At 56.0% G+C, this 21,502-nt stretch carries 25 protein-coding genes; 7 read left to right on the top strand and 18 right to left on the bottom strand.

The annotated features are described in order from the left end of the window. Window positions 1–39 precede the first annotated feature (39 nt). Entirely contained in the window at window positions 40–1,209 is a 1,170-nt protein-coding gene (gene ompC, locus K5E19_RS06815; protein ID WP_221550476.1) for a porin OmpC, read from the bottom strand. Between the two features lie 285 nt (window positions 1,210–1,494). On the opposite strand from ompC, the gene K5E19_RS06810 reads away from it, so the two are divergent. From K5E19_RS06810 to K5E19_RS06800, 3 genes are all read left to right on the top strand, one after another. Next, window positions 1,495–2,196 carry a phosphohydrolase gene (locus K5E19_RS06810; protein ID WP_221550475.1) on the top strand — a complete coding sequence of 234 codons (702 nt, stop codon included), beginning with the start codon at window positions 1,495–1,497 and terminating at the stop codon, window positions 2,194–2,196. Window positions 2,197–2,257: 61 nt separating this feature from the next. After that, window positions 2,258–3,673 carry a DNA cytosine methyltransferase gene (locus tag K5E19_RS06805; RefSeq protein ID WP_296245544.1) on the top strand — a complete coding sequence of 472 codons (1,416 nt, stop codon included), beginning with the start codon at window positions 2,258–2,260 and terminating at the stop codon, window positions 3,671–3,673. Then, on the top strand, window positions 3,654–4,136 hold the full coding sequence (locus K5E19_RS06800; RefSeq protein WP_221550473.1) for a very short patch repair endonuclease: 483 nt from the start codon (window positions 3,654–3,656) through the stop codon (window positions 4,134–4,136). The genes K5E19_RS06805 and K5E19_RS06800 overlap by 20 nt, the downstream gene beginning before the upstream one ends. On the opposite strand, the gene yedA is transcribed toward K5E19_RS06800, so the two are convergent. Next, window positions 4,108–5,022 carry a drug/metabolite exporter YedA gene (gene yedA / locus K5E19_RS06795; protein WP_221550472.1) on the bottom strand — a complete coding sequence of 305 codons (915 nt, stop codon included), beginning with the start codon at window positions 5,020–5,022 and terminating at the stop codon, window positions 4,108–4,110. The two genes, K5E19_RS06800 and yedA, sit on opposite strands and share 29 nt — an antisense overlap. Window positions 5,023–5,200: 178 nt before the next feature. Between yedA and K5E19_RS06790 the strand changes: the two genes are divergently transcribed. The 3 genes from K5E19_RS06790 to dgcQ all read left to right on the top strand — a co-directional run bounded on the left by K5E19_RS06790 (window position 5,201) and on the right by dgcQ (window position 8,128). Continuing rightward, window positions 5,201–6,112, top strand: a complete 912-nt coding sequence (locus tag K5E19_RS06790) for a DUF808 domain-containing protein (RefSeq protein WP_221550471.1) — start codon at window positions 5,201–5,203, stop codon at window positions 6,110–6,112. Window positions 6,113–6,190: 78 nt separating this feature from the next. Continuing rightward, complete coding sequence (locus K5E19_RS06785; RefSeq protein ID WP_010432330.1) at window positions 6,191–6,373, top strand: YodC family protein; 183 nt, start codon at window positions 6,191–6,193, stop codon at window positions 6,371–6,373. Between the two features lie 54 nt (window positions 6,374–6,427). Beyond that, entirely contained in the window at window positions 6,428–8,128 is a 1,701-nt protein-coding gene (gene dgcQ / locus K5E19_RS06780; RefSeq protein WP_221550470.1) for a cellulose biosynthesis regulator diguanylate cyclase DgcQ, read from the top strand. On the opposite strand, the gene K5E19_RS06775 is transcribed toward dgcQ, so the two are convergent. Together K5E19_RS06775 and yodD are read right to left on the bottom strand one after the other, a co-directional pair. After that, the gene (locus K5E19_RS06775) at window positions 8,113–8,913 is read right to left on the bottom strand and encodes a mannosyl-3-phosphoglycerate phosphatase-related protein (protein ID WP_221550469.1); all 801 of its coding nucleotides are present in this window, start codon (window positions 8,911–8,913) and stop codon (window positions 8,113–8,115) included. The genes dgcQ and K5E19_RS06775 overlap by 16 nt on opposite strands. A gap of 300 nt (window positions 8,914–9,213) precedes the next feature. Then, window positions 9,214–9,441, bottom strand: coding sequence for a YodD family peroxide/acid resistance protein (gene yodD / locus K5E19_RS06770; protein WP_221550468.1), 228 nt, complete (start codon window positions 9,439–9,441; stop codon window positions 9,214–9,216). Between the two features lie 128 nt (window positions 9,442–9,569). Between yodD and dsrB the strand changes: the two genes are divergently transcribed. Next, window positions 9,570–9,758: a protein DsrB gene (dsrB, locus tag K5E19_RS06765; RefSeq protein WP_010432339.1), complete on the top strand. Its 189-nt coding sequence runs from the start codon at window positions 9,570–9,572 to the stop codon at window positions 9,756–9,758. A gap of 105 nt (window positions 9,759–9,863) precedes the next feature. Here the strand turns inward: dsrB and rcsA are convergent, their stop codons facing one another. From rcsA to fliF, 14 genes are all read right to left on the bottom strand, one after another. Next, window positions 9,864–10,487 carry a transcriptional regulator RcsA gene (rcsA, locus tag K5E19_RS06760; RefSeq protein ID WP_010432341.1) on the bottom strand — a complete coding sequence of 208 codons (624 nt, stop codon included), beginning with the start codon at window positions 10,485–10,487 and terminating at the stop codon, window positions 9,864–9,866. A gap of 297 nt (window positions 10,488–10,784) precedes the next feature. Then, window positions 10,785–11,570, bottom strand: coding sequence for a flagellar biosynthetic protein FliR (gene fliR, locus K5E19_RS06755; protein ID WP_010432343.1), 786 nt, complete (start codon window positions 11,568–11,570; stop codon window positions 10,785–10,787). Window positions 11,571–11,577: 7 nt separating this feature from the next. Further along, window positions 11,578–11,847, bottom strand: coding sequence for a flagellar biosynthesis protein FliQ (fliQ, locus tag K5E19_RS06750; RefSeq protein WP_003859587.1), 270 nt, complete (start codon window positions 11,845–11,847; stop codon window positions 11,578–11,580). A 10-nt stretch (window positions 11,848–11,857) separates the two neighbouring features. Continuing rightward, entirely contained in the window at window positions 11,858–12,595 is a 738-nt protein-coding gene (gene fliP / locus K5E19_RS06745) for a flagellar type III secretion system pore protein FliP (RefSeq protein ID WP_042716760.1), read from the bottom strand. Continuing rightward, on the bottom strand, window positions 12,595–12,969 hold the full coding sequence (gene fliO, locus K5E19_RS06740; protein WP_221550467.1) for a flagellar biosynthetic protein FliO: 375 nt from the start codon (window positions 12,967–12,969) through the stop codon (window positions 12,595–12,597). Before fliO ends, fliP begins: the two co-directional genes overlap by 1 nt. Before the next feature lie 2 nt (window positions 12,970–12,971). Further along, window positions 12,972–13,385, bottom strand: coding sequence for a flagellar motor switch protein FliN (fliN, locus tag K5E19_RS06735; RefSeq protein ID WP_003859592.1), 414 nt, complete (start codon window positions 13,383–13,385; stop codon window positions 12,972–12,974). Beyond that, on the bottom strand, window positions 13,382–14,386 hold the full coding sequence (fliM, locus tag K5E19_RS06730; RefSeq protein WP_010432363.1) for a flagellar motor switch protein FliM: 1,005 nt from the start codon (window positions 14,384–14,386) through the stop codon (window positions 13,382–13,384). The genes fliN and fliM overlap by 4 nt, the downstream gene beginning before the upstream one ends. A gap of 4 nt (window positions 14,387–14,390) precedes the next feature. Beyond that, window positions 14,391–14,861 (bottom strand): flagellar basal body-associated protein FliL, encoded by a 471-nt coding sequence (fliL, locus tag K5E19_RS06725; protein WP_010432366.1) that lies wholly within the window; start codon window positions 14,859–14,861, stop codon window positions 14,391–14,393. Window positions 14,862–14,967: 106 nt separating this feature from the next. Beyond that, complete coding sequence (fliK, locus tag K5E19_RS06720) at window positions 14,968–16,191, bottom strand: flagellar hook length control protein FliK (protein WP_221550466.1); 1,224 nt, start codon at window positions 16,189–16,191, stop codon at window positions 14,968–14,970. After that, a complete protein-coding gene (gene fliJ, locus K5E19_RS06715) occupies window positions 16,188–16,631 on the bottom strand; it encodes a flagellar export protein FliJ (RefSeq protein ID WP_010432373.1) in 444 nt (147 codons plus the stop codon). The genes fliK and fliJ overlap by 4 nt, the downstream gene beginning before the upstream one ends. Before the next feature lie 21 nt (window positions 16,632–16,652). Continuing rightward, the gene (fliI, locus tag K5E19_RS06710; protein ID WP_010432376.1) at window positions 16,653–18,023 is read right to left on the bottom strand and encodes a flagellar protein export ATPase FliI; all 1,371 of its coding nucleotides are present in this window, start codon (window positions 18,021–18,023) and stop codon (window positions 16,653–16,655) included. Beyond that, the gene (fliH, locus tag K5E19_RS06705; protein ID WP_120157920.1) at window positions 18,023–18,730 is read right to left on the bottom strand and encodes a flagellar assembly protein FliH; all 708 of its coding nucleotides are present in this window, start codon (window positions 18,728–18,730) and stop codon (window positions 18,023–18,025) included. Before fliH ends, fliI begins: the two co-directional genes overlap by 1 nt. Next, window positions 18,723–19,721: a flagellar motor switch protein FliG gene (gene fliG, locus K5E19_RS06700; RefSeq protein ID WP_089599455.1), complete on the bottom strand. Its 999-nt coding sequence runs from the start codon at window positions 19,719–19,721 to the stop codon at window positions 18,723–18,725. Before fliG ends, fliH begins: the two co-directional genes overlap by 8 nt. Next, a complete protein-coding gene (fliF, locus tag K5E19_RS06695; RefSeq protein WP_221550465.1) occupies window positions 19,714–21,381 on the bottom strand; it encodes a flagellar basal-body MS-ring/collar protein FliF in 1,668 nt (555 codons plus the stop codon). Before fliF ends, fliG begins: the two co-directional genes overlap by 8 nt. Between the last annotated feature and the right edge of the window lie 121 nt (window positions 21,382–21,502).

The following is a 21,502-nucleotide window of genomic DNA, read 5'->3' as shown; positions in this document are numbered from 1 at the left end:
AAAAAAGCCCGCGAATGCGGGCTTGAGTATTTCTGGGGATTAGAACTGGTAGGTCATGCCTACGCCAACGATGTCGTCGGTAGAAATACCGTTTGCTTCGTAGAAGCTTTCATCGTTGTCCAGCATGTTGATTTTATAATCAACATAGGTGGAGAAGTTTTTGTTGAAGGTATAGCTCATGCCCAGGTCGATGTAGTTAACCAGATCCATGTCGCCATGCTGACCCTGTGGGTTTGCTGCGTTACCCGGGTAAGTCATGTCTTTGCCCTTGGAATATACCCATGCCAGGGATGGACGCAGGCCGAAATCGAACTGGTATTGAGCAACTGCTTCGAAGTTCTGAGTCTGATCCGCGATGCCGTAATCACCGTATGGTGTCATATTACGGGTTTCAGCGTACATCATTGCCAGATAAACGTTATTGGCATCGTATTTCGCGCCAACAGTCCAGGCTTCAGCTGTTTTGCCGCCAGCGTAGCGTGCGCTGAATTTCTCGCCATAACCTTCTTGTTGATTCGAACGGTCAGAAGAGGAGTATGCTGCACCCAGGCTCAGGCCGGACAGATCGCCGGAGAAGTCATAGGAGGTGGACATACCGAAGCCGTCGCCGTTCTCGAAACGAACATCTTTCTCCTTGCGGTTTTTAGTGCCTTCCTGGTCTTCTGAAGCGTCCTGACCTTCATTCGCGCCCTGATACTGCAGCGCAAAATTCAGACCGTCAACCAGGCCGAAGAAACCTGAATTACGGTAGGTTGCCAGACCGTTAGCACGGCCATTCATAAAGTTGTCGGTCCAGGTGTAAGAATCGCCACCGAATACAGGCAGCATATCGGTCCAGGCTTCAACGTCATACACCACGCCGTAATTACGGCCGTAATCAAATGAGCCGAATTCGCCGTATTTCAGGCCAGCGTACGCCAGACGGTTAAATGATTTATCACCAGCGCCTTCGGTATCGTTAGCGTAGGTTTTATATTCCCACTGGCCATAACCTGTCAGCTCACTGGTAATCTGTGATTCGCCTTTAAAACCAATCTGCACATAGGTTTCATCGCCGTCGTCGCCAGCGTTATCTGAGAAGGTATGACGTGCATCGACTTTACCGTACAGGTCAACTTTGTTGCCGTCTTTGTTGTACATCTCAGCTGCATTTGCTGCGCCAGCCATTAATAATGCGGGTACAAGAATTGCCAGAACTTTTCTTTTCATTATATATTCCCTTTAAAGATAATTTATATGAATATATGTAATCACCCTCCGTAATTACGTGTTTGATACTATTCTATGGCTAGATAATTTGGTTCAAAAATAAATGTAATTAAATTAGTAAAAATATTGCAAAATATTTCTTTTGATCTCTTTATTTTTCATGTGAATTAGTTTATTGAAAATATAGTGGGTAATTATTATTAAGTATTTCGTGTGTCTATTTTTTAATTGATTAAATTTGGCTGTGTTATAATTCACCGTCAATTATCGTAACAGGAAAGGATAATGGAACTCACTCAGTGGCAACTGCGCTTCGAATCCTGGCTTGATCAACATCACGCATCCGAAGACGCTGCGCACGATATTTCACACTTTCGTCGCGTCTGGATGACGGCACAGAAAATCATGCCTCATCATAACGCTGACCCGCTGGTGGTGCTGACTGCCTGCTACTTTCACGACATTGTCAGCCTGCCGAAAAATCATCCCGAACGCAGCCAGTCCTCACGGCTGGCGGCGCGTAAAACGCGTGATATTTTGCTGCGCGATTTCCCGGACTTTCCGCCAGACAGGTATGCCGCGGTGGAACACGCCATAGAAGCGCACAGCTTCAGCGCCGGGATTGCGCCACAAAGTCCTGAGGCCAAAATAGTGCAGGATGCCGACCGGCTGGAAGCCTTAGGCGCTATCGGTCTGGCGCGCGTCTTTGCCGTATCCGGCGCGCTGGGTGTCGCGCTGTTTGATGCGCGCGATCCGTTTGCGGATTCCCGTGACGTTGACGACAAAGCCTTCGCGCTCGACCACTTCCAGACGAAGCTGCTGCGCCTGCCTGAGACGATGCAAACCGAAGTGGGGCGCGAGCTTGCCCGACATAACGCTGATTTCCTGATCCAGTTTATGGCGAAGCTGAGCGCTGAACTGCAGGGCGACTGCCTGGGGCTGGATAGCCAGGTATTGAGCCGCTTCGGTCGCAGTGTGAGCCGGTAAACTGTGGTAATCTGTCTCCAGTCTTTATTGCCCGGTTAAGAGAATGCAGGAAATACGATCAGTGATTGAGCCCGCGCCAGCGCAGGCTGAGAAATCAACGGCAGCCGTGCAGGCGTTACTGCGTCAGCTGCTGGATATCTATGATGTTAAGACCCTTGCCAACCAGCTGGCGGCCCATGGCGAGAGTCACTGGAGCCCGGCAATACTCAAAAGACTGCTGATAAGCGACAGGGCAGGGCAGCGAATGAGCGACGGCGAGTTCCGTTATCTGCAAAATCTGCTGCCGCGTCCTCCCGCCGCGCATCCAGACTATGCGTTCCGCTTTATCGATCTGTTCGCCGGTATTGGCGGCATCCGCCACGGTTTTGAAGCCATTGGCGGGCAGTGCGTATTTACCAGCGAGTGGAATAAACACGCGGTGCGTACCTATAAGGCCAACTGGTACTGCGATCCTGACAAACACCATTTCAACGCCGATATCCGCGATGTGACCCTGAGCCACAAGAGCGGCGTCAGCGACGAAGAGGCCGCAGAGCATATCCGGCAAACCGTTCCTGAGCACGACGTGCTGCTGGCGGGCTTCCCGTGCCAGCCTTTCTCGCTCGCCGGCGTATCGAAAAAAAATGCCCTGGGACGCGCCCACGGGTTTGCCTGTGATACGCAGGGCACGCTGTTTTTTGACGTGGTACGAATTATTGATGCCCGTCGTCCGGCTATTTTTGTGCTGGAAAACGTCAAAAACCTAAAAAGCCATGATGGCGGGAAAACCTTCCGCATCATTATGCAAACGCTGGATGAGCTGGGCTACGACGTGGCCGATGCGCAGGACATGGGCGCAGACGATCCGAAAATCATCGACGGTAAATATTTCCTGCCGCAGCATCGCGAACGCATTGTGCTGGTAGGTTTCCGCCGTGATCTCAATCTGAAAGGGGATTTTACCCTGCGGGATATCCCGTCGCTCTATCCGGCGCGCCGCCCGAGCGTGGCCGATCTGCTTGAGCCCGCCGTGGACGCGAAATTTATCCTGACGCCGGTACTGTGGAAATATCTCTACCGCTATGCCAAAAAGCACCAGGCCAAAGGCAATGGGTTCGGTTTTGGCATGGTGAACCCGAATAATCCGGACAGCGTGACCCGCACCTTGTCGGCGCGTTATTACAAGGATGGCGCAGAGATCCTTATCGACAGAGGCTGGGATAAAGCGCTGGGCGAAAAAGACTTTGACGACCCGCAGAACCAGCGCCATCGCCCACGCCGGTTAACGCCACGTGAATGCGCGCGACTGATGGGGTTTGAGTCGCCGCAGGGCTACAGTTTCCGTATTCCGGTGTCAGACACCCAGGCTTACCGCCAGTTCGGCAACTCGGTGGTCGTGCCCGCGTTTGCAGCGGTGGCGAAACTGCTGGCCTCACGCATTAAACAGGCCGTGGCGCTGCGTCAGAGCGAGGCCGTCAATGACGGACGTACACAATAAAGCGACGCGCAGTAAAAACATGCGTGCCATCGGCACGCGTGATACCGCCATCGAAAAACGGCTGGCGGGATTACTGACGCAGGCCGGTTTTGATTTTCGCGTCCAGGATGCCGCGCTCGCCGGGCGTCCTGATTTCATCCTCGACGCGTATCAGTGCATTATCTTTACCCACGGCTGTTTCTGGCACCATCACAACTGCTACCTGTTCAAGGTTCCCGCAACGCGAACCGATTTCTGGCTGGAGAAGATAGGCAAGAATGTCGAACGGGATAAACGCGATGTTGCGACGCTGCTTTCTCAGGGCTGGCGGGTATTAATCGTGTGGGAGTGCGCCCTGCGCGGCAGGCTAAAACTGAGCGATCTGGACCTGACAGAGCGGCTGGAGGAGTGGATCTGCAGCGGCGCTGAGGCCGCGCAGATCGATACGCAGGGGATTAAGGTTTCTCCACCTCACACGGCGTGACAACCGGTTTCGCAGGCAGCAAATATTTGCCCAATGTCACCAGCACCACCGCAAAAACAATCACACCCAGCGCCAGCCATTCAACCGACGATAACACTTCTCCCGCAAAACCGGTACCGAGCAGCACGGCGACCACTGGGTTAACGTACGCGTAGCTGGTGGCGACGGCCGGGGAGACATTGCGGATCAGGAACATATAGGCGTTAATGGCAATAATGGAGCCAAAGAGCGCCAGATACCCCACCGCCAGGAAGCCAGACAGGTCCGGCATCGTTGTCAGTTTCTCGCCCATCAGAGTCGAGGCAATCAGCAGCACGATACCCGCTGCGAGCATCTCAATCGCGCCCGCCATCATGCCGGACGGCAGCTCAATCCGTGAGCCGTAGACGGAGCCAAACGCCCAGCTCATGGAGCCAACCATGATCATCAGCGCACCCCACGGGTTTCCGCTCAGGTTACCACCGCTGTTGAGCAGGATGATTCCCGCAAGCCCGATGCCGATCCCGAGCCATTCCAGCTTGCGGGTGCGGATACCGAACAGGCGGCTAAAGCAGAGGGTAAACAGCGGCACGGTGGCGACCACCACGGCAGCGATCCCGGACGGGACATTCTGGTGCTCCGCCACGGTCACGGCACCATTCCCAACGGCCAGCAGCAGAAAGCCAATCAGGGCCGCGTTGAGCAGCGGGCGGAGTGGGGGAAGCTTATGGCCGCGCAGCAGCAAAAACGTTAACAACAACACGCCCGCAGAGAAGAAGCGGATCCCTGCCATCATCAACGGGGGCCAGCTTTCCACGCCGATTCGAATGACAAAATAGGTGGATCCCCAGATGATATACAGCGAAAAAAGTGCTCCAATGAGCGGTAATAGTTGCCGGAAACGCATAGTCCCTCACGTCGAAATAAAAAGTTCGCTCATAGTAAACGTCAAAACTATCGCCCTGGCGAGTGCTTTAATTGTGGTCTGGATGTGAATTTTTTGTTGACGTAAGGTGCCTGTTTCCGGGTGTCCGGTTTTGTTCCATACTATTCACTTAATTAGCAAAAAAAGAAGGATAGAGATTTTGGCAGGAAGTAGCTTATTAACATTACTGGACGACATTGCCACCTTGCTGGATGACATTTCGGTCATGGGAAAACTGGCGGCCAAAAAGACCGCCGGCGTACTGGGGGATGATTTATCGCTGAACGCGCAGCAGGTCACTGGCGTAAAGGCTAACCGGGAGTTGCCGGTGGTGTGGAGCGTGGCAAAGGGGTCCTTTATCAATAAGGTGATCCTCGTTCCGCTCGCGTTGTTGATCAGCGCCTTTATCCCCTGGGCCATCACGCCGCTGCTGATGATTGGCGGCGCGTTTTTGTGCTTCGAGGGGGTCGAGAAAGTCCTGCACTCTTTTGCCTCGCGTAAGGAGAGCGATACGCCAGAGGTGCGCCAGCAGCGACTGGAAGCCCTGGCCGCTCAGGATCCTATGACGTTCGAACGTGATAAAGTGAAAGGGGCCGTCCGCACTGACTTTATCCTCTCGGCCGAAATCGTGGCGATTACGCTGGGAATTGTGTCAGAAGCGCCGCTGGTCAATCAGGTTATGGTGCTTTCCGGCATTGCGATTCTGGTGACCGTGGGCGTTTACGGCCTGGTGGGGCTTATCGTCAAGCTGGATGATATCGGCTACTGGCTGGAGGAGAAATCGAGCGCGGTAGCACGCGGTATCGGTAAAAGCCTGCTGACGCTGGCCCCCTGGCTGATGAAAAGTTTGTCGGTGGTGGGGACGCTGGCCATGTTCCTCGTCGGCGGCGGGATTGTCGTGCACGGTATTGCGCCGCTGCACCATGCGATTGAGCATTTTGCCTCGGCGCAGGGGGCGGTTGTCGCCGCCATTTTGCCGACGCTGTTGAACCTGGTGCTGGGCTTTATCATTGGCGCTATCGTGGTCGCTGCCGTAAAAGCAGTCGAAAAAATGCGTGGAGCCTCGCACTAATTGCTACCCGAACGGGGATGCAAAAAGGCCATTCGTCGTCTAAATTGAAAAAGTTTCACCCTGATACAGGAGGCGGGTATGGTCTTTTTGGTCAGTGATGAAGTTAAGCCGAAGAACGGTGGTCCGCGTATGATTGTCACAGGTTATTCCAGTGGAATGGTGGAGTGCCGGTGGCATGATGGTTATGGCATCAAGCGGGAAGCGTTTCGTGAAGACGAGCTTCAGCCGGGGGACGGACGGCAACATCGCGAGAAGGCTTAATCACTCTAACGCCCGGTTCGCCGGGCGTTTTTATGTGACATTCAGGGAGTGTGTGTGCAGCGCGATACCTATGGTGTAAAACGATCTCTTCAGCAATGGCTGCATCAGCGTAGCAATCCCGGCCTGATTGTTAATCTCTGTTTTATTATTGTCCTGGTCTTTTCCACGCTTCTCACCTGGCGTGAAGTGGTGGTGCTGGAAGATGCCTATATCTCCAGCCAGCGTAACCATCTGGAAACGGTCGCAAATGGCCTGGACAGGCAGTTGCAGTACAACGTCGATAAAATGCTTTTCCTCCGTCACAGCATGCGCGATGCGCTGCAAACTCCGCTGGCATTCGGTGTGCTGCACAATGCGGTGACGCGTTTTAATACCCTGCGGAATACCTCAAACTGGCAAATCGCGGTAGACGAAAAGCGCACGTTGCCCATCAACGGGGTCTCCGATGCGTTTGTCGAAAAAACCACGCTGCTTAACCGCGATAACGATCGCATGGCAAACGAACTCTCTGCTGCCCTCGAAGTGGGGTACCTCCTGCGTCTGGCGTCATCGCACAGCAGTAACGAGGAGCGGGTGGTGTATGTTTCCCGCGCAGGGTTCTTTATTGCGACCGATACGCCCGCGCAGCCGAACGATATCGCACCCCGCTATTATCAGCTGGTTACTCAGCCCTGGTTTTCACAGCAGTCTGAGCGTGAAAACCGCGCGCGTGCCGTCCGCTGGTTCATTTCGCCTCCATCGTCATCTGCCGGGACCAGGCGGCTGATTACCGCCAGCGTGCCGATCTATTACGACCATTTCTGGTATGGCGTGGTGGCGATGGATATCAGCGTTGAGACGATGAAACAGCTGCTGTCAGAGGCCATGGACAACCATACAGAAGGCGAATACCAGCTTTACGACATGCGCCTCAATATGATTGCGACCTCAGAGTCACCTGAAAGCAAGGTTAACCACTTTGATGAAAGCGAGCTGGCGCAGATAGCTCACGCTATCGAGTCCGACACGGAGGGGGGGATCCGTCTGGGTAGCCGCTTTATCAGTTGGGAACGGCTCGATCATTTTGAGGGCGTTGTCCTGCGCGTGCATACGCTGCATGAAGGAGTTCGCGGGGATTTCGGCAGCATCAGCATTGTGCTGGCGCTACTCTGGGCGCTGTTCACCGCCATGCTGCTCATCTCCTGGCTCGTGATCCGGCGCATGGTCAGCAATATGTATACGCTTCAGCATTCGCTCCAGTGGCAGGCCTGGCACGATCCGCTGACCCGCCTGAACAATCGCGGGGCGCTGTTTGAACGGGCGAATGCCCTTGCGAAGCAGTGCCAGCAGCAGTCCCTGCCGTTTTCTGTTATCCAGATCGATCTTGACCATTTCAAGGGCATCAATGACCGCTTCGGGCATCAGGCAGGGGATAAAGTGTTGTCGCACGCAGGAGGATTGATTGCGAGCGCGCTGCGTTCCAGTGACGTGGGCGGCCGTGTGGGTGGCGAGGAGTTTTGCGTCGTGCTCCCGGGCCTGACGCTTGAGGAAGCGGCAAATGTAGCTGAGCGGATCCGCGCGCGTATCGACAGCAAAGAGATTCTGGTTAAGAAGAGCGTCACTCTGCGCATCAGTGCCTCACTGGGCGTCAGCAGCGCACAGGAGACGGATAACTATAATTTTGAGCAGCTGCAGTCCATTGCCGATGCGCGGCTGTATGAGGCAAAGCAGGGGGGACGCAATCGCGTCGTCTGGCGCGATCACAGCAAGAAGTGATCGAGCCCTTCGCGCCAGCCCGCGGGACCGGAGCGTTGCGTGTGATAAACCCGTTCCGGGCTATCGTTCTGCAGCGAAATGCCCTGGCGGTTAATGCTTTTGACCACCACAGCAAAGTCGACGCTGTCTAGCAGCGGGGCGTCGTTGGGACCATCGCCCAGCCCAAGGGATGTCCACGCAACGCTTTCGCGCGAACAATACTGTTCAGTGAGCCATTTTACCGCCACATCCTTGCCGCAGCGCACGTCAAGGATGTGCCAGAACCGCGCCCCCTGTACAAACTGCAAACCGTGCTGTTCCAGCGCCTCTTCAAAGCGTGCCATTTGCGCATCGCTGTCGCGCCAGATTAACGTCACGGATGCTTCATGCTTGTGCGCAAGCAGTGAGCGGGAAGGCGTCAGTCCCGTCCATTCACCGATTACCCGTTCATTCACGTCGTCAAAGGTGGTGAATTTGACGTGCGTTTGCACTCTGATCTGCTCGATGATTTGATGAATCGTACGGTGCGACATCCCCGCTATGCGCCGGGCTGGGGGATCCCAGCGGACATCAGGCTGAATAACCGCTCCGTTTTCCGCAATGAACGGCAGTCCTTCCAGGCCCAACTCCTGCTGGATGTCGAGCATCTCAGCCGCCGTCTTGCTGCTGCATAGGATAACGGGAACCTGTTTATCCTGTAGCCGCTCCAGCCACGCGGCAGCAGGCTGCCAGTCATAAGTATGAATATCCAGCAGCGTACCATCCAGATCGGTGAAAATCAGTAGTGGCTTCTGAAGCGAAGGCATAACGGCTCCTGATGGCTGATGAGGACTTGCCTAAGATTATTCCTAAAAAATAACCGCGTCAGGGGGCTGGTTTGACTGAATCGTTCCTGCGTAACCCATACGCGGCGCATGTTGCTGCTCATAACTAAAATTCACATGTATAAAATATTATATTCACCAGGAGAATATATGCTTGTCAGACAAATCCGTTGGGGATAGTGTTGTTTCTACATCAGATTTCCTGGTGTAACGAATTTTCAAGTGCTTCTTGCATAAGCAAGTTTGATCCCGGCCATCCCCATGACCGGGATTTTTTTCATCTTACCGATTCGCCTCAGACACGCTGAAGTCATGAATATCAAGCTCGAAGGCTTCGGCGAGCTCGCGGTAAGTGTGATAGTCCCTTCCGTTCACAATCACTTTGTCTGACTCATCGTCTGCGCGGCGAACTTCGGACTCACTGATCTCATTAATAGCGGCGAGCAGGGCATCGACATCCACTTCTACCTCACGCTTGATGGTGTCGCTGTACTCTTTATCGGTCTTCATTACGGGGTCCTCATGCAACCGTGTCCATCCGTAAGTATAGACCGCACACAAAAACACCATTCGCGCCGGGCGTCGGTGCCAGTTAATGCGTTTTGTTCTACACTGGCTCAAAACCACAGGAGGAATGTATGAAGGTCAACGATCGGGTAACCGTTAAAACGGACGGTGGGCCGCGCCGCCCGGGTGTGGTGCTGGCAATAGAAGAGTTTAGCGAAGGTGTAATGTACCTGGTTTCACTGGAAGACTACCCGCTCGGGATCTGGTTCTTTAACGAACTGGGGCATGAGGATGGTATTTTTGTGGAAGCAGCAGAATAGCGTGGCGTCGGGCGGCGTTCCCGTCCCCGGCCCATGCGGCTATAAATGCAAAAATCTCTGGCCAGGCCAGAGATCGCAGGTAGGGTACAGAAGGTCTCGCGCGGATCAGCGCATATTAACGAAAATTCCGTTTGTGACATTATCGGTCAGGCGAACGACGTGGTAGATCACTTGCTTATTATGCGTTTTAATTTTCCTTTTAATATTTCCTTTGTGTGACGAAACCGTTTTTGCCTTGATATTCATCTGGTCCGAGATCTGAATTGTCCCTTGTCCAGCCATCCACATTCTGAGCATACTTGATTCAGTTCTGCTTAATGATAGGGTGGGTAAGTTAACCGCTCCTACATTCTTAACTTCTTTATTCAAATAATCACCCAAAATGTCATCCAGCGACTCGGGTTTAATCGATTTAGAACTGATCAATAAATTTTTACGGACCAACAAGTATTCGTCGAAATGAATATTGGCGATAGCCATAAAAACAATAAACAACGTTTTAGGATGCTGATTAATGATTTGCTTAATGTGCTGACTGTTGGCTGGATCGTGAATGAAACAGTCCTCATTAATAAACACCACGCCGGGCTTGTGTGCTTCACAAGCGGCTTCGAGTTCGTCAACGGTGTGTGCATCGTTGATGTCTCTCTTTCTTACCCCTCTGCTTGCCAGATACCCGGTTAACCCTAGCCGGGTGTAGCTGCATAAATCCATAATGATCGTTGACATGGCATACCCTCACTCAATGCGTAACGATAATTCACCATCTGCCTGAGAGCTCATAAACAGCCATACGGGATGGAAAAAACCAAATAAAACCTGTGAGCATGACAAAGACTTTCAGGCGAACTCACTATCCCGTAAAGTTACTTATAATTTGCCAGGAATCTTCTTAAAGTAAAGTAAATATTAAGTATTGTGAGATGGTTAGAAACATTTAAACCGCGTCAGATATATCCTGGAAGATGTTTTTCATGTTTTATTTTAGGAATATCCTCAGAAAGACAATATGGAGTGTGAGGTCTATTATTTGCGAGGCAGTTCGCTGACAATATCTGCTAACAGGTTGAATATCTCGCTGAATAAATGTTCACAGAAGGGGGCGATAAGTGGCATTAGCAATGACATTAATAAAAGACCGACCGTCAACGTCACGGGAAAGCCAATGACAAACACGGAAAGCTGCGGTGCCATTCTGTTCAGCAAGCCTAATGCCAGGTTAACCGTCAGCAGCAGGGTGATGATCGGCAGCGCCAGCATCAGCCCGTTGAGAAAAATCAGCCCGGCGGCACGCACCAGCGCCAGAAACGCGTTGCTGTTGACCGGATTTTCGCCAATCGGCAGCGTGTGGAAGGTGTCCACCAGCATTGAGATAAGCCATAAGTGGCCGTTAAACGACAGGAACAGCAGCATCGCCAGCAGATCGATGATACGCGCCAGCACCGGCATGTTGAGGTGGCTGCCGGGGTCGACGAAGGTGGCGAAGGATAACCCCATTTGCAGGCCGATCAGCTCACCCGCAGTACGCACTGCCGCAAAGGCGAGCTGCATGGTAAACCCAACGGCGACGCCGATCATCACCTGCTGAAGCGCCACCCATACGGCGTTAGCGGAAAAAACAGGGATATCAACCGGCGGCAGGGACGGGGCGACAATAATCGTGATGACGATCCCCAGCCCCACTTTGATGCGCTTGGGTATCGATTTCTCGCTGAGAATAGGGGCGGTCGAGATGAGCGCCATAATGCGCAGCATCGGCCAGAAGTAGACGCCCAGCCACTGGACGTATTGATCGCTGGTGAAGTGCAGCATCCTGATATCAGCCGATGATGTACGGCAGATTGGTGAACAGGTTGCGCATATAGTCCAGCAGCAGGTTCAGCATCCACGGCCCGGCGACGATAATCGCCACGAACACGGCAATGATTTTCGGGATAAACGACAGCGTCATTTCGTTAATCTGCGTGGCGGCCTGCAGGATACTGATAATCAGACCGGTCACGAGGGCAACAAGCAGCAGCGGGGCGGCAACGGCAATGGCGACTTTCATCGCTTCCGTGCCCATCATCATGACCGATTCTGGCGTCATTGCGCGCTCCTCAACTGTAGAAACTCTGCGCCAGCGAACTGACCAGCAGCTGCCAGCCGTCGACCAGCACAAAGAGCATGATCTTAAAGGGCAGAGCGATGGTCGCAGGCGGTACCATCATCATCCCGAGCGCCATCAGCACGCTGGCGATCACCAGGTCGATAATCAGAAACGGAATGAAAATAGTGAAGCCAATCTGGAACGCGGTTTTTAGCTCGCTGGTCACATAGGCTGGCAGCAAAATGCGCATCGGCACCGCTTCCGGTCCCTGAAGCTCGCCGGTATTGGACAGGCGGGCAAAGAGCGCTAAATCCGCTTCACGCGTCTGGCGCAGCATAAATTCACGCAGCGGCTGCGCGCCTTTCTCCAGCGCAACCTCCATTGAGATTTTATCTTCGCTAAACGGCTGGTAGGCGTCGGTGTAAATCTTGTCGATCACCGGCGACATAATGAAAAAGGTCAAAAACAGGGCCAGACCCAGCAGCACCTGGTTGGGCGGCGCGGAAGGCGTTCCAAGGGCGTTTCGCAGCAGGCCAAAAACAATGATGATGCGGGTAAAGCTGGTCATCATCAGCAGAATGGCCGGAATAAAGGTCAGCGAGGTGATGAATACCAGCGTCTGAACCGAGAGCGACCAGCTTTGACCGCCTCCGGCGAGCGGCGTCGAGACCAGACCGGGCAGCTGCGCGTAGACCGCGGGAGCAAACAGGCCAACACCCGCAAGCGTAAGGGATAACAAACGGCGCATCAGGATCTCCCGGAACGCTTAAGCAAACTCTTCATAACGGACTGGAAATCCGCTGGGGCTTCTGCGCGCTCGTCGCTTGTGACGGGGGCGGGCGGCAGTTTATGCAATACATTGATGTTTGAAGCGGTAATTCCCAGCACCAGGCGCGCATCTTCCACATCGACGATGACCACGCGCTCGCGTGGCCCCAGCGTGGTACTGGCGCTGACCTTCAGGCCGCGCGTTCCGGCGGTTTTACCCGCCAGACCAAAGCGCTTGGCCAGCCAGGCCGCAATAAGAATGAAGGCAATAATGCCGAACAGGGCACCGCTCACCTGGAGCAGCGGTGAGCCAGGTACCGCAGAGGGTTGGGACATTGTTGCCTGGGTTTTCATGCTTAACGGCTCAGACGACGCATACGTTCGGACGGGGTAATGATGTCGGTGATGCGCACGCCGTATTTGTCAGCAACCACCACCACTTCACCCTGAGCAATCAGATAACCGTTGATCAGAATATCCAGCGGCTCGCCGGCCAGGCCGTCAAGGGCGACCACGGAACCCTGCGTCAGGCGCAGCAGCTCTTTAATGGTCATGCGGGTGCGGCCCAGTTCAACCGTCAGCTTAACCGGGATATCCATGATCAGGTCGATGTCCTGCAGCGTGCCGCTGACGTCACCGCCGCCCAGCTGCTGGAATACCGCGTCCGCCGCGCTTTTCGTCGGGGTTGTCTTTTGCTCGTTTAACGCGTCAGCCCACAGATCGTCCAGTGCTCCGCTGTTTTCATCGGACGGATTGTTCATGTCACTCATTTGGGCTGTTCCTCATTCAGCGAATTCAATATCGGGTTGATCAAGTGCTCAACGCGTAACGCATACTGGCCGTTAATTGTGCCGTACTGACTGGTCAGCACGGGGACACCATCCACATGGGCAATAATGCGGTCGGGTTTTTCTATCGGCAAAACGTCGCCGGGTTGTAATTTCAGGATCTGAGATAACCGCAGCGGAATATCGGCAAAGCTCGCCACCAGCTCCAGCTGCGAATGCTGAACCTGGCGGACCAGGTTTTCACGCCAGTTCTGATCTTCGTGGCGCGAGTTCTCCAGCGGCGGGTTCACCAGCAGCTCGCGCAGCGGTTCGATCATGCTGAACGGCAGGCAGATGTTGAACTCACCGGTCAGGTTGCCGATTTCAACGTGGAACGGCGTGTTAACGACGATATCGTTCGGCGAGGTGGTGATATTGGTGAACTTCACCTGCATCTCGGAACGAACGTACTCCACTTCCAGCGGGTTAATCGCTTTCCACGCGTCGCTATAGGACTCCAGCGCCAGCTTCAGCATGCGGTTAATGACGCGCTGTTCGGTGTGGGTGAATTCACGACCCTCTACTTTGGTCGGGAAACGCCCGTCGCCGCCGAACAGGTTATCCACCGCAATGAACACCAGGCTTGGCGAAAACACCACCAGACCGGTGCCGCGCAGCGGCTTCAGATGGATCAGGTTAAGGTTGGTTGGCACCGGCAGGTTGCGGGCAAACTCATGGTACGGCTGAATGCGGATCGCGCCGACGGTGATATCCGGGCTACGACGCAGCAGGTTAAACAGCCCCATACGGAACTGACGCGCAAAACGTTCGTTGATGATCTCCAGCGCCTGCAGACGTTCACGTACCACGCGGCGCTGGGTATTCGGGTCATAGGGGCGAATATTGTCGTCGCCGCTCAGACCCGGTTGCGGATCATCACTCTTATCGCTGTCGCCGTTGAGCAGCGCATCGATTTCTGCCTGAGAAAGAATACTGTCGCCCATGTCGTTACCGCAGAATGAAGGCTGTATACAGAACGTCAGTGACTTCCTGCTTAGGTTGGCCGTTTACCAGCGGGGTAGACAGCGTCTGTTTGATGGCATCGACCAGTTTTTGCTTACCGTCATCGGTAGCGAGCGTCGAAGCGTCCTGACGAGAGAACAGCAGCAGCAGACGGCTACGCACTTCAGGAAGATAATCGTTCAGACGAGAACGGGTAGCTTCGTCTTTCAGGCGCAGCGTAATGCCAACATAAAGCACACGATCCGCATCACCCAGGTTGACGGTGAAGGTGTCCAGCGGGAAGAACACGGGAGCCGGAGGCGGTGGCGCTTCAGCTTTGGCAGCAGCGGCAGTCGGTTCCTGCTGCATACGCCAGTAACTATAGCCCGCGGTAGCGCAGGCGGCGAGCGTGATCAACACCAGCAGCGGGATCCAGATGGAGCGCTTACTTTTTTTGGTGATAGCGGAGTCAGTCATCTGATACGAGCTTCCTGTTTCGGTACAGCTTAATAGGGTGATTATCCCGTGTCCGCCTTATCTCAAAGCGTGGAAAAGACGGGAATAATCACGCTACCTCTGGCGTTTAGGCGAAGATATCCACTGCGCCATTTCCACGCGCGGCGGATTGCAGGGCGGCAGGGGTCGGCAATAGCTCATCACTCTCTTCATTGAACGCGCCGTGCTGGCCCGAGCGGGAAGCCTGCTGTTGCTGCTGTGATGAAGATTGCTGCTGTCCGGCGAAGCTCTCGCTGCTGACGCTGCTCTGTGAAAGCTGAATGCCGCTTTCCGCCAGCGAGGTGCGTAAGACCGGCAGTGCCGCTTCCAGCGCCGCGCGCACGTGGCTGTGCGGAGACACCATCTGCAGCTGTGCCTGGTTATCATCCAGTTTAAGCGAGATTTGCACCTGTCCCAGGTCTTCCGGGTGCAGACGCAGCTCAGCGGTCTGCTGGCCCTGCTTCGTGAACAGGGTGATGTGCTGGCTCAATGTCTGCTGCCATTCGCTGGTGCCGAGCGGCTGGCTCAATACCGGCGCGGTAGCAACGGTTGCGGCTGGCTGTGAGGTCGCGTGGCTGCTGAGGATCGGTGCCAGGGTTGCGGTGGGCGAGGTTGACGACGCGCTGCTCGCGATGTCCTGTTTCTCAGCCGCCGCCGCGACCGCAGGCGTCACGGGTACGCTGGCGGGCAGGGCAGCGTCAGCCGTTTGTGCCACAGGCTGAGACGCCGCCTGAGGCTGGTTATTCTCTTTTCCCGGCAGCGCGTTTTTCAGCGTTTGCGGAAGTGCGGAAGTCAGGGACGTCTGAGCGGTAACACCGTCGACGTGGGTTGCCTGCGTCGTTACCGGTGTTGCCGTCTGCTGGTGCGGCAGCATCGCCATCAGCGCGCTAAGCCCCGCGAGTTCGTCTTCGCTGAGATCGGTTTTGCCGTCATCTTTTGCGGACGCGTGCGTCAGCGTCTTTAACGCATCACCGTTTGTCGTCGGCATCAGCCCGGAGACCAGCGTTTGCAGCGCTGTGGTTTTCGCCGCGTCATCGTCGGCGGTCAGCGTCTCCTGGCGTGAAAGCAGGTCGGCAATTTTCGCCTGCAGGGTCGTCTCGCCTGCGTCCTGCTGCGCGACGTTGGACAGCTTGCTGCCAGCCGCTTTCAAATCAGCCAGGGTCAGCGGCGCATCTTTGCCCTGAGCGGTCGCATCGGTCAACGCGCCCGCCAGCAGCGAAAGAAAGTCTTGCGCACCCTCGGTGCCTTTCCCCGTTTGCGTGCCGCCTGACAGGTCGCTGTCGGTCATCAGCAGTTGTTGCAGTGTGATCATTCCGGTTTCCTCATTGATGCGCGCTGGGCAAACTCATCCATTTTTTTCTGATCCAGACGGTTTTCCGCCAGGGTTGACGCCGCGACCTGTCGGTCCTGGAGTGTTTGCCAGGCCTGCAGCCGCTGTTTTTTCTCGCGCCAGAAGTTGAGCGCGGTATCCACTTTTTCGGTCCACTGGTTAAGCTGCAGGCGGTGTTGCTCAATCGCCTTTTCCAGCGTCTGGATAAACTGCTGATAGTTGATCCAGCGCTGGCTGCCAATGCCCTGCGTCATATCGGTATTCAGGTTGGTGCGATATTCATGCTGATAGTCGATTAACATCTTCAACTGCTCTTCAGCCTGCTGGCACCCGCGTCGCATTGCGCCAAGCTGCAGTGCGGCATCATCAACTTCTTTTTCAGCCAGATCTTTTAGCGTTGATAACGCGCTGTTTTGCGCCATGACCTTCGCCCTCCACCTGTATTACACCTGCGGGAAAATCAGATCCAGAGCCTGGATTGAGTCTTCCCAGTCGGCGCGTTCAAAAATGCCTTGTTGCAAAAACGCCTCCAGCTGCGGCCAGAGCGCAATCGCTTTGTCGAGCATCGGGTCGCTGCCTTTGGCATACGCCCCAACGCTCACCAGATCGCGGTTGCGCTGGAAGCTGGAGAGCAGTTGTTTGAAGTTACGCACGCGGGCGTAGTGCTTCTCGGTTATCAGCGCCGTCATTGCGCGGCTGATGGATGCTTCAATATCAATCGCCGGGTAATGCCCCGCTTCGGCCAGACGGCGCGACAGCACAATGTGACCGTCGAGGATCGCACGCGCGGAGTCGGCAATCGGATCCTGCTGGTCATCGCCCTCGGTCAGCACCGTATAGAATGCGGTGATCGAGCCGCCGCCGCTGATGCCGTTCCCCGCGCGTTCGACCAGCGCCGGGAGCTTGGCAAATACCGAAGGCGGGTAACCTTTGGTTGCGGGCGGTTCACCGATGGCGAGCGCGATTTCACGCTGCGCCATCGCGTAACGGGTCAGGGAGTCCATGATCAGCAGGACGTGCTGGCCGCGGTCACGGAAATCTTCGGCGATGCGGGTCGCGTAGGCGGCACCCTGCATACGCAGCAGCGGTGACACGTCCGCCGGCGCGGCGATAACCACCGAACGGGCGCGCCCTTCCGCACCCAGGATGTTTTCGATGAAGTCTTTTACTTCGCGTCCACGCTCGCCGATCAGCCCCACGACGATCACGTCGGCCTGGGTATAGCGCGCCATCATGCCGAGCAGGACGGATTTCCCGACACCTGATCCGGCAAACAGGCCCATGCGCTGCCCGCGCCCCACGGTCAGCAGGGCGTTAATCGGGCGCACGCCGGTATCGAGCACGTGCTCGATGGGGGTACGCTGCAGCGGGTTGAACGGCTGGGTGATCAGCGCCCCGGTTTCGGTGGTGTCCGGCGAGGGCAGACCGTCGAGCGGCTTGCCGCTGCCGTCCAGCACGCGCCCCAGCAGCGCTGGCCCAAGCGGTAACTGCTTGCCGCTTTGAAGACCGTCGCCTGAACTGTTTTTCGCATAGACGCGCGCGCCGGGCAGAATGCCTTCAACTTCTTCGAGCGGCATCAGGAACAGGCGCTGGCCGTTAAATCCGACCACTTCGCTTTCGACCTCACGCATTTCCAGCCCGTCCTGACGCTCAATAACGCAGGTGGCACCCAGCGGAAGCTGCAGGCCCGTCGCTTCCAGCACCAGGCCGGTGGCGCGGGTCAGACGTCCATAACGACGAACAGATGGCAGCTGTGCCATCTTAGTTTCAAAGTTATCGAGCGTGTTGAGCCAGCGGGTAAGGCGCGCGGTCATCAGACGACTCCCGGTGCTGCCAGGCGGCACAGTTCTTGCCAGCGGGTGGCGACGCTGGCATCCAGATCGCCCTCATCCGCAGAGACTTTGCACCCGCCGTGGTGTAACGACGGATCGCCCCGCAGCCGCCAGCCGTGCAGGCTGAGCGTTGCGCCAAGACTCTCTTCCACACGCTGGAGATCGTCCGGGTGCACGCGCAGCTGGGGTTTGCCGCTGAACAGCGGCTCCTGCTGGAGCAGCCCCTGAATCTGCTTAATCAGCGCCGAGTTATCGACGGTTGGCGTCTGGCCAATCACCTGACGCGCGGCTTCAAGCGCCATCTGCATCAGGCGCGACGCAATCACGCTGTCGAGCGCGTCCAGCGTGTGCTGGAACTCGCTCACCAGCTGCTGCATACGGGCATTGAGGGGCGCCTGCTGCTGACGCGCCTGTTCGATGCCTTGCTCCAGCCCTTTTGCCAACCCTTCCTGATAACCCTGCTCCTGGCCCTTCTGCCGTCCTTCGTGCAGACCGGCGTTGAAGCCCTGTTCGTGCGCCTGCATTTGCATCTGCGCCAGCATCTGCGCACGCTGCTCTTCTTCGCTCAGCTCGGGCACCGCGGCATCGATATCGCCCTCATCGGACGGGATCGCTGCCGGGATAAATTCGGAGAGGGGAGGCGCCAGATCGTCGGGCGTCCAGCGCGTCCACGGCAGCTCGTTAGACATAGGTGTCGTCTCCGCTGCCAATCACCATCTCGCCGGTTTCGGCCAGTCGACGAACGATAAGCAGGATCGCCTTCTGTTCGTTTTCCACCTGAGAGAGACGCACCGGACCACGGTTGGCCAGGTCGTCGCGCAGGATATCGGCCGCACGCTGGGACATGTTGCGCAGGAACTTCTCGCGCAGCGGCTGCTCGGCACCTTTGAGGGCGATAAGCAGCGATTCGGAATCCACTTCCTGAAGCAGGCGCTGGATGCTGCGATCGTCCACTTCGACCAGGTTTTCGAACAGGAACATCTCGTCGATAATTTTCTGCGCCAGCTCGCCGTCGAACTCGCGCACCGCGGTGATGACCGCTTCTTCCTGCTGCGTTTTCATCAGGTTGATGATCTCGGCCGCCGTTCTCACGCCGCCCATTTTGCTGCGCTTGAGGTTCTGGCCGTCGAGCAGGTTGTTCAACACTTCGGTCAGCTCCGCCAGCGCGGCCGGCTGGACACCGCCAAAGGTGGCGATACGCAGCATCACGTCGTGACGCAAACGCTCTTCGAACAGCGCCAGAATATCGGCTGCCTGGCCCCGCTTGAGGTGCACCAGAATGGTGGCGATAATCTGCGGGTGCTCGTCGCGAATAAGGTCGGCGGCGCTCTGCGGCTCCATAAAGTTGAGCGTTTCGATACCGCTGGCGGTGTCGCGGGTTTCCAGAATGTCTTCCAGCAGGCTGGCGGCACGCTCTTCGCCCAGCGCCTTAACCAGCACGGATCGCAGGTATTCGTTGGCGTTGACGTTGAGCGCGGCAAACTGTTCGGCTTCCTGCTCAAATTCCGCCAGCACTTCGGTCAGCTGCTTGTTGGAGATCTGCCGCACGTTAGCCATGGCCGCAGAGAGGATTTGCACCTCTCTTTGCGAGAGGTGTTTGAACACCTCTGCCGCGCGGTCTTCGCCAATGGTCATCAGCAGGATGACGCTTTTATCGGTGCCTGTAAGCGTATTACTCATGTTCGTTACCCATCCAGTTGCGGATGACCAGCGCGACGACGCGCGGATCGTTGTCTGACATTTCGCGAATGCGCTGGCTCATGACCTCTGCGCCCATGCGCTGGTTAGCGCGGCGCTGCTGTACCTGCTCGTCTTTGCTGAGGCGCACTTCAACCGCTTCTTCCACTTCCTGGCGATTATTCATCTGTTCCAGCGCGGCTTTCTCGGCTTCAGCACGGCGCTGAAGCTGAGGACGAACGCCCTTACGCCACAGCAGCCAGGCAACAATCAGCACCAGTAACCAGCGGCCTGCGGACATCAGCTGATCGATAAACGACTGCTGTTGCCAGAACGGCAGTTCGCCACCGCTTTCATCAACCGAGTTGAACGGTGAGTTCACCACGTTCAGCGTATCGCCACGTTTTTCGGAGTAGCCCATCGCTTCACGGGTCAGATCTTCAATCTGCTTCATCTGCTCGGCCGTCAGCGGCAGAGGCTTGCCGTCCGGCAGGGTTTTGTAGTTCACCACCACGGCAACAGACAGACGCTGAATATCCCCCACGTTCAGTTTGGTGTGGCGGATAGTACGATCCACTTCGAAGTTCGTGGTTTCGTTACGGCTGCTGGTACGCGGTCCTGCGTTAGTTGCCGTTGAGGTTGTCTGCTGTGCATTCTGCTGGTTGGCCGGAGGCGTTGAAATCGGTGCCGCGTTAGCCGGGGCAGGCTGGTTAGACAGCGCGCCCGGCACGCCGCCAGGGTAGGGGCCACCCACCTGCTCGTTCGAGTTAATCTGACGAGAACGCATCACCGCCTGAGACGGATCGCCGTTCGGGCTGTATTGCTCTTCCGTTTGTTCTTTATTCGCAAAATCGATCTGCGCGGTAACCTGAGCATGCACGTTGCTGTTACCGACGACCGGGCCCAGGATCGCTTCAATACGGCGCTGAAGACGACCTTCCACATCGGCCGCGTACTTCAGCTGCGCGTCGTTCAGATCGCGACCGGCGCTGTTGTTCTGCGTCAGCAGATGACCGCCCTGATCCACCAGCGTCACGTTGCCCGGCGGTAAGCCTGCAACCGCGCTGGAGACAAGATGCGTGACCGCGCTGATTTGCCCTTCGTCCAGCGCGCGGCCAGGCTCAAGGTTGACGGTTACGGAGGCAGAAGGGGATTTCTGTTCACGAACAAATAAAGAGGGTTTAGGCATGGCAAGGTGCACACGGGCACTCTTCACCGGGCCTAAGGTTTCAATGGTACGGGCCAGTTCACCTTCCAGCGCGCGCTGGTAGTTCACCTGCTCGCTGAACTGGCTGATACCGAATTTTTCCTGATCCAGCAGCTCGAAACCGACCGCGCCGCCTTTCGGCAGACCCTGCTGCGCCAGGCGCAGGCGAAGTTCATGCACCTTGTCCGCGGGCACTTCAAGCGCGCCACCGTTATCGGCAAAGCGATAAGGGATGTTCATCTGGGTAAGCTGGGTGACGATGGCACCGCCATCCTGATCGGAAAGATTGCTGTAAAGCGTGCGGTAATCAGGGCTTTTCGCCCACAGGACCATCGCAACAAGGATCGCAATGGCGGCAGCGCCTGCCACGATCAACGGGATTTTAGGGTTCGCGCGAAGGCGGTTCATCCACTCGAGTGATTTATTCTGTGGCGCTGTCGATGCTGTTGCACTCATTGCGCACCTCTTAAATCCTGGTGGTTTACGTTATTCGTGTAGAGAAACAAAACTGACTCCCGGGTCGGCAAACACGACAAAAGTTCCATATTGATGGCCCTGCCATTATTTGATGATTCGT

It is taken from the genome of Enterobacter sp. RIT637 (genome assembly GCF_019718755.1).
Taxonomy (GTDB): Bacteria; Pseudomonadota; Gammaproteobacteria; order Enterobacterales; family Enterobacteriaceae; genus Enterobacter.
The sequence above is the reverse complement of the archived record's forward strand: the minus strand, read 5'-3'. Positions and strand labels throughout refer to the sequence as shown.